Origin of the sequence: Terriglobus sp. YAF25 (genome assembly GCF_052113305.1) — a bacterium.
GTDB lineage: Bacteria > Acidobacteriota > Terriglobia > Terriglobales > Acidobacteriaceae > Terriglobus.
This window is the reverse complement of record NZ_JBFRCY010000194.1, coordinates 1-6,596: the sequence shown is the minus strand read 5'-3', so window position 1 is coordinate 6,596 and position 6,596 is coordinate 1. Positions and strand designations below refer to the sequence as shown.

At 58.6% G+C, this 6,596-nt stretch carries 12 protein-coding genes; all 12 read right to left on the bottom strand.

The window, feature by feature from the left end; translation table 11 throughout:
- Window positions 1-104: 104 nt before the first annotated feature.
- Window positions 105-485, bottom strand: a complete 381-nt coding sequence (gene rpsM, locus AB4043_RS10135) for a 30S ribosomal protein S13 (RefSeq protein ID WP_263415710.1) — start codon at window positions 483-485, stop codon at window positions 105-107.
- Between the two features lie 156 nt (window positions 486-641).
- Entirely contained in the window at window positions 642-755 is a 114-nt protein-coding gene (gene rpmJ, locus AB4043_RS10130) for a 50S ribosomal protein L36 (protein ID WP_013569699.1), read from the bottom strand.
- A 51-nt stretch (window positions 756-806) separates the two neighbouring features.
- The gene (infA, locus tag AB4043_RS10125) at window positions 807-1,025 is read right to left on the bottom strand and encodes a translation initiation factor IF-1 (protein WP_147648567.1); all 219 of its coding nucleotides are present in this window, start codon (window positions 1,023-1,025) and stop codon (window positions 807-809) included.
- Between the two features lie 70 nt (window positions 1,026-1,095).
- On the bottom strand, window positions 1,096-1,845 hold the full coding sequence (gene map / locus AB4043_RS10120) for a type I methionyl aminopeptidase (protein ID WP_442299358.1): 750 nt from the start codon (window positions 1,843-1,845) through the stop codon (window positions 1,096-1,098).
- Window positions 1,846-1,856: 11 nt separating this feature from the next.
- Complete coding sequence (locus AB4043_RS10115; RefSeq protein WP_442299357.1) at window positions 1,857-2,567, bottom strand: adenylate kinase; 711 nt, start codon at window positions 2,565-2,567, stop codon at window positions 1,857-1,859.
- A 5-nt stretch (window positions 2,568-2,572) separates the two neighbouring features.
- On the bottom strand, window positions 2,573-3,970 hold the full coding sequence (gene secY / locus AB4043_RS10110; protein WP_442306983.1) for a preprotein translocase subunit SecY: 1,398 nt from the start codon (window positions 3,968-3,970) through the stop codon (window positions 2,573-2,575).
- 75 nt (window positions 3,971-4,045) lie between these two features.
- Window positions 4,046-4,489 carry a 50S ribosomal protein L15 gene (gene rplO / locus AB4043_RS10105; protein WP_442299355.1) on the bottom strand — a complete coding sequence of 148 codons (444 nt, stop codon included), beginning with the start codon at window positions 4,487-4,489 and terminating at the stop codon, window positions 4,046-4,048.
- Window positions 4,490-4,608: 119 nt separating this feature from the next.
- The gene (gene rpmD, locus AB4043_RS10100) at window positions 4,609-4,791 is read right to left on the bottom strand and encodes a 50S ribosomal protein L30 (protein WP_147648572.1); all 183 of its coding nucleotides are present in this window, start codon (window positions 4,789-4,791) and stop codon (window positions 4,609-4,611) included.
- A 3-nt stretch (window positions 4,792-4,794) separates the two neighbouring features.
- Window positions 4,795-5,304: a 30S ribosomal protein S5 gene (gene rpsE, locus AB4043_RS10095; RefSeq protein WP_442299354.1), complete on the bottom strand. Its 510-nt coding sequence runs from the start codon at window positions 5,302-5,304 to the stop codon at window positions 4,795-4,797.
- A 43-nt stretch (window positions 5,305-5,347) separates the two neighbouring features.
- Window positions 5,348-5,713 (bottom strand): 50S ribosomal protein L18, encoded by a 366-nt coding sequence (gene rplR, locus AB4043_RS10090; RefSeq protein ID WP_442299353.1) that lies wholly within the window; start codon window positions 5,711-5,713, stop codon window positions 5,348-5,350.
- 44 nt (window positions 5,714-5,757) lie between these two features.
- A complete protein-coding gene (gene rplF / locus AB4043_RS10085; protein ID WP_442299352.1) occupies window positions 5,758-6,297 on the bottom strand; it encodes a 50S ribosomal protein L6 in 540 nt (179 codons plus the stop codon).
- A gap of 176 nt (window positions 6,298-6,473) precedes the next feature.
- Window positions 6,474-6,596: 30S ribosomal protein S8 (gene rpsH / locus AB4043_RS10080; protein ID WP_442306984.1), on the bottom strand; the 123-nt coding region annotated here is incomplete at its 5' end.

Below are 6,596 nucleotides of genomic sequence, written 5' to 3'. Positions count from 1 at the left end.
GCCTGAATGTGGACCAGACCATACGGCACATTCTTGCGTTCGCGCTTCTTGAACTTCTTATTCTTACCGGCCTTGCCGGCTGCGCTCTGCTGTTTTGCCATGGTTTACTTGGTCGCTTTCTTCTTGCCGGCAACCGTGCCCTTGCGGGGGCCCTTACGGGTGCGAGCGTTGGTGTGGGTGCGCTGACCGCGAACCGGGAGGTTGCGGCGGTGGCGGATACCACGGTAGGACTGGATTTCCATCAGGCGCTTGATGTTCAGCGAAACTTCCTTGCGGAGATCGCCTTCCACCGGGGAGCCCTGCTCAATCGTCTGACGGATGCGGTTCAGCTCGTCTTCGCTCAGGTCCTTCAGCTTGCGGAACGGATCGATGTCCGCAGCCTTCAGGATGGTCAGCGCGCGAGAGTCACCGATGCCGAAGATGTAAGTAAGCGAGATCCGCACCTGCTTGTTCGGTGGAAGATCTACGCCAGCAATACGTGCCATCTGGTTTCCTTCTCTTGGTTGCTTCCGGACGACGTCGTCCTCAGAAGCGGTTAGGGCAGCTTGTTCCCGGGGTTCATCGCACGCCTTGACTTCGGCGAACTCGCCCCATAAATGGGAGTGCTACAGGTTGATTGCCTTGCGGCAGATGCTCCGGGCTTAGCCCTGGCGCTGCTTGTGCTTGGCGTTTTCGCAGATCACGCGCACCACACCACGGCGGTGAACGATCTTGCACTTGTCGCAAATCTTCTTAACTGATGCACGAACCTTCATTACTTCCCTCAGTTCTGATTCTCAGCCACCGTTCCCGGCAACTGTCTTCTGCTACTTGTATCGGTAAACGATACGCCCGCGGGTCAGATCATACGGGCTCAACTCTACCGCTACGCGGTCGCCTGGGAGGATGCGGATGAAGTTCTTGCGCATGCGACCCGAGACATGGGCCAGCACCTGGTGCTTATTCTCCAGCTCGACCTTGAACATGGCATTTGGCAGCGTCTCAAGGACCACTGCCATTACTTCAATCGCGTCTTCCTTCGACAAACCGCCTCCTTTGCAACTACTGTCAGGGTCTTCCCCTGACCTGCCGGGGCTCTACAAGCCCCAAACGTTCTTACCGCGTCAACACCAGGGGGCCATTCTCTGTGATGGCTACCGTGTGCTCAAAATGCGCGCTCAGGCTGCCGTCGACGGTTACTGCGGTCCAACCGTCTTTCAGCACCTTCACCTCATGGGTCCCGGCGTTGATCATCGGTTCAATCGCCAGAACCATTCCGGCCCGCAGCTTGGTTCCCTTGCCGCGCTTACCGTAGTTTGGAACCTGCGGCTCTTCGTGCATGTTTCTGCCGATGCCGTGTCCCACAAAATCCCGTACGACGCCGTATCCCGACGCCTCACACATCTCCTGCACAGCAGCGCCGATATCGCCTAGCGTTGCCCCGACCTGGGCCTCCTGGATTGCCTGCTCCAGAGATGCCTTGGTCACATCCAACAGCTTCCGTGCGGCCGGCGAAAGCTTCCCTATCGGGTAAGTTTCAGCCGCGTCGGAGTAATACCCTTCGAGGATCACGCCACAGTCGACGCTGACGATATCGCCGTCCTTCAGCACCGTCTTTGTGGACGGCATTCCGTGCACGACTTCTTCGTTCACCGATGTGCACAGGCACCACGGGTAATCGTGGTACCCCTTGAAGGCCGGCTTAGCACCGAGCTCGGCAATCTTCGCTTCCGCCACACGCTCAAGATCCATCGTGGTGGCGCCCGGCTTCACCGCCTGACGGATCGCTTCATGTACCTGGCGAAGGATAATCCCCGCCTGCCGCATCTTTTCAATCTCCTGCGGCGTTTTGATCATGATGGCCATTGTCGATCCGCTTACTGCCCTTCGTTTCCTCTTAGCCGCATCAGCGCAGCCACAATCTTTTCAGTAACCACCTCAACCGGGTGATCACCGTCTACTGCTTCAAATCGTCCGAGAGCGCGGTAGTGCTCGATCACCGGTGCCGTCTGCGCGTCGAACACTCGCATGCGTTCGGCGAACTTCTCTTCGGTGTCGTCTGCCCGCTGTTCGAGAGCCGCACCTTCCTTATCGCACTTTCCTTCCACCTTCGGTGGATTGAAATGAACGTTATAGATGGTTTGACATACCGGGCAAGTCCTTCTGCCCGTAATGCGGCCCAGTAGTTGAGTATACCCAACTTCGATACTAACGGCAACGACGGGGAGTCCCGACTGGTTCTTTCCCAGGTGCCCATCCAGCCATTCTGCCTGGGGCAGGGTCCGGGGAAAACCGTCAAGCAGATACCCCCGCGCGGTGTCCGGCTGTTCCAGCCGCTCGGCCACCATCTGGTTGACCAGGTCGTCCGGAACCAGATGTCCAACGGAGACGAGCTTCTGGAACTCCTTCCCCATCTCCGAACCGCCTTTAATGTTGGCCCGGATGATATCGCCGGTTGAAATCTGGGGGACACCCCAGGCCTGCATCAGAATCTGGGCCTGGGTTCCCTTACCGACTCCTGGCGCACCTAACAGCAGAACCGGGCCGGAGATGAATTCCGGCTGTCCCGGAGAGGTTACGCATTCCATTCCCGTTACCAGCTCCGGCGTCCGCGGATACGGCCACTCTTCGGCGTAAAGCCGTCGTAGTGACGCATGATCAGTTGCGACTCGATCTGGTTTACCGTATCCATCGCCACACCCACAACGATCAGCAGCGAGGTTCCACCGAAGTRGAACTGTACGCCCATACCATTGGTAACCCAGGTCGGCAGCTTATCGAACAGGGTGCCAACCAGCCACAAGTGATTCAGGTGGATACCCGAGATCAGGAACTGCGGAATGACGGTGATGATGATCAGGTACAGCGCACCGACCAGCGTAATGCGAGTCAGGATGTCGTTCAGATAATCGCTGGTGCGGCGGCCCGGACGGATACCGGGAATAAAGCCACCGTACTTCCGCATATTGTCAGCGATGTCATCCGGACGGAAGACGATCGAGATGTAGAAGTAGGCGAAGAAGACAATCGCCGCGAAGAACAGGATCTCGTACCACGGCTCACCCGGCTTCAGACCTTCGGTCAGAATGCGCAGGAACTTAGTGTTCTGCACCCACGCTGCATTCGCGAAGAGCAACGGCGCCGAAAGGATCGAGCTGGCGAAGATGACCGGCATTACGCCGCCGGAGTTTACCTTCAGCGGCAGGTGAGTCGATTGACCGCCCATCAAACGGCGTCCTACGATACGCTTGGCGTACTGCACCGGGATACGGCGCTCAGAGCGCTCCACCCAGACAATAAACGCGACCACGGCGATCATACCGGCGACCAGGATCAACAACGCGATCGGAGTGAAGGCTCCCCATGCACGGGTTGTAGCCTTCTCCCACAGATCCTGGATACCGCGCGGCAGGCCGACGACGATACCCGTAAAGATCAGAAGCGACATACCGTTGCCSAYACCGCGCTCSGTRATCTGCTCGCCCAGCCACATSATGAACGCAGTACCGGTAGTCAGCGTCAACACCGCCATAGCAATAAATGACCACTTGCCGATGGTCACCATCGGAGCTCCGGTCTGCGAGCTGGTCAGTGTCAGGCCGATAAAGAACGACTGCACGATGGCCAGCAGAACCGTGAGGTAGCGAGTCCACTGCGTGATCTTGCGACGGCCGATTTCGCCTTCCTTCTGCAGCTTGGCCAGCGGCTCATAAATAACCGTCAGCAACTGGAAGATGATGGAGGCGGTGATATACGGCATGATGCCCAGCGCAAAGATCGTCAGCTTGCGCAGGTTGCCGCCGGAAAACAGGTCAACCAGACCCAGCGCGGAACCAGAATTCTGCTGGAAGTACTGCTGCAGCAGATCGGCATTGATACCCGGCGTCGGGATATGTGCACCCAGGCGATAGACCGCCAGCAGGCCAAGCGTGAACAAAACGCGCTTGCGCAGGTCGGGGATACGGAAGATGTTGAGGAACTTATCCAGCATCTGAGAGTGAGGCCTCGAGAACTTCGGGTGAAACGAAGAGAACAAGGCCCGGCGCCATGGCCGGGCCCCTAACCATTAGCTGAGAACGACAGCCTTACCGCCGGCCTTCTCAATCTTCTCCTGAGCAGCCTTGGAGAACTTATGAGCATGCACGGTAACGGCAGTGGTGATCTCGCCATTTGCCAGCACCTTCACCAGAGCGTTCTTCTTCGCTACGCCCAGAGCCTGCAGCTTCTCGATCGTCAGTTCGCTCTCATTCAGAGAAGCGATCGTGTCCAGACCCAGAACCGTGTACTCGGTGCGGAAGATGTTGGTGAAACCGCGCTTCGGAAGGCGGCGGTGCAGCGGCATCTGGCCGCCCTCAAAGCCGCGCATCGTGCGCGAGCCCGAGCGCGAACCCTGGCCCTTGTGGCCGCGGGTCGAGGTCTTACCCATGCCCGAGCCCATACCGCGGCCGACACGCTTTTTGTTGCTGTTGGCGCCCTTCGGCGCGCGGAGATTCGAAAGATTCTTTGCCATTATTTCCTCGCTCAACGCCGGCGAAGAGTGTTCCCTCTTCCCGACTCGCATATGTTTGTGGGCGATGCACTGATTCTACATCGCCCCTGGTTTGCGCGTGAAACGCGCCTTAGTCTGAACTACTCTTCGACGATACGGACCAGGTGCGGAATCGCCTTCACCATGCCGCGGATCGAGGGGGTGTCTTCACGCTCCACAATCTGGTTCAGGCGCGTAAAGCCCAGGCCCTTGACCACCAGCTTGTGCTTCACCGGCGTGGCGATCTTGGAACGGTAGTACTGGATCTTGATGGTCTTTGCCATGATTTAGAGCTCCTCAACAGCCTTGCCACGGAGGGCGGCCACTTCCTGCTTGTCACGCAGCTGCGTCAGGGCAGCAAACGTCGCCTTGACCACGTTGTGCGGATTGGCGGTACCCAGCGACTTAGTGAGAACATTCTGGACACCGGCCGACGTCATGACCGCGCGCACTGCGCCACCGGCGATGACACCCGTACCTTCGGGAGCCGGCTTCAGCAGCACCTGGCCCGAACCGAAACGGCCCAGCACCTGGTGAGGGATGGTCGTATCGGTCAGGTTCACCTTTACCAGGTTCTTCTTGGCCGACTCGATTCCCTTGCGGATCGCCTGCGGAACTTCCTTTGCCTTACCGGAACCGTAGCCGACCACGCCCTCAGCGGGATCGCCCACAACCACCAGCGCGGCGAAGGACATGTTCTTACCACCCTTGACGACCTTGGTCACGCGGTTGATCGCGACGACCTGGTCCTTCAGGTTCAGCTTATTGGCATCAATCTTCTTCTTCAGAGTTGCCATCGTTTCCCTTCAATTCCTTCCGGGCACATGAGCCCTAAATCGTTTAGAACTCGAGTCCCGCTTCACGAGCGGCATCGGCAAGAGCCTTGATGCGACCGTGATAGAGGTAGCCCCCACGGTCGAAGACCACCTTCTTGACGCCCTTTTCCTTGGCGCGCTCGGCGATCAGCTTGCCGACTGCCTTGGCCGCATCGATATTGCCGCCGTTCTTCTTCGACTCGCCCTTCTTGGCCACAGTCGATGCCGAAGCAATCGTCACACCATTGGAATCGTCAATGAGCTGGGTGTAGATGTGGTCCAGCGAGCGGTACACGTTCAGGCGCGGACGCTCGGTCGTACCCGAGAGCTTCTCACGGATACGGGTGTGAACCCGCTTGCGGATTACATTGCGCTGTCTCTGTAGAATCATCGTCTCTCTCCTAGTAGCGGAGGCGCCCTGCGCCCCCGTTCGGTTTACTTAGCGCCGGTCTTACCGACCTTCTTCTTCAGCTTCTCGCCCGTGTAACGGACGCCCTTGTTCTTGTACGGATCCGGCTTACGCAGAGAGCGCATATCCGCCGCTACCTGGCCGACCTTCTGCCGGTCGATACCGGTGATCGTCAGGTGCGTCTGCTTCGGATCGATGGCCACGTCGATGCCCGTAGGCAGCGGGAACTCGATCGGATGCGAGTACCCCAGAGTAAACACCACCACGTTCTTGCCCTTCATCTCGGCACGGTAACCGATGCCGACGATGTCCAGCTCCTTCGTCCAGCCCTTGGTCACGCCCTCGACGGCGTTGAAAACCAGAGCGCGCGCCAGACCGTGAATGGCAGCCTGGGAATCGTTCTCGCGCTCAGCCAGAAGGTGACCATCCTTCTCCACCAGCTTGATACCGGTCGGGAGAAGCGCGTTAACCGTTCCCTTGGGGCCGGTCACTTCGACAATATTGCCGTTCACCTTGTACTTCACGCTCGATGCGAGAGCGATCGGCTTCTTTCCAATACGTGACATTGACTCAATCCTTTATCGGCTTGCGAGTCCCGAGTGGCTTCTGCCACCACTCGTTCCACTGCAGCCAGGCAGCTCATCGCTACCGATTTCCTTACTTCCGGTGCAACGCACCGGTTCAATCTCAACGTGCAGCCACCAGAGGATGCGCGAAGCGCCCTCCGCCTGAACGGCCAGTCCTACCAGACGTTGCAGAGGAGTTCGCCGCCGACGCCTTCTTTGCGCGCCTGGCGACCGGTCATCAGGCCCTTGGGGGTCGTGATGATCGAGATGCCTAGACCGCCTTGAACGCGGCGGATCTC

Coding starts and splice junctions, on each gene's coding strand:
- rpsM (WP_263415710.1), bottom strand. CDS start 485: ATGGCACGTATTGCTGGCGTAGATCTTCCACCGAACAAGCAGGTGCGG.
- rpmJ (WP_013569699.1), bottom strand. CDS start 755: ATGAAGGTTCGTGCATCAGTTAAGAAGATTTGCGACAAGTGCAAGATC.
- map (WP_442299358.1), bottom strand. CDS start 1,845: ATGGCCATCATGATCAAAACGCCGCAGGAGATTGAAAAGATGCGGCAG.
- AB4043_RS10115 (WP_442299357.1), bottom strand. CDS start 2,567: ATGGAATGCGTAACCTCTCCGGGACAGCCGGAATTCATCTCCGGCCCG.
- rplO (WP_442299355.1), bottom strand. CDS start 4,489: ATGGCAAAGAATCTTTCGAATCTCCGCGCGCCGAAGGGCGCCAACAGC.
- rpmD (WP_147648572.1), bottom strand. CDS start 4,791: ATGGCAAAGACCATCAAGATCCAGTACTACCGTTCCAAGATCGCCACG.
- rpsE (WP_442299354.1), bottom strand. CDS start 5,304: ATGGCAACTCTGAAGAAGAAGATTGATGCCAATAAGCTGAACCTGAAG.
- rplR (WP_442299353.1), bottom strand. CDS start 5,713: ATGATTCTACAGAGACAGCGCAATGTAATCCGCAAGCGGGTTCACACC.
- rplF (WP_442299352.1), bottom strand. CDS start 6,297: ATGTCACGTATTGGAAAGAAGCCGATCGCTCTCGCATCGAGCGTGAAG.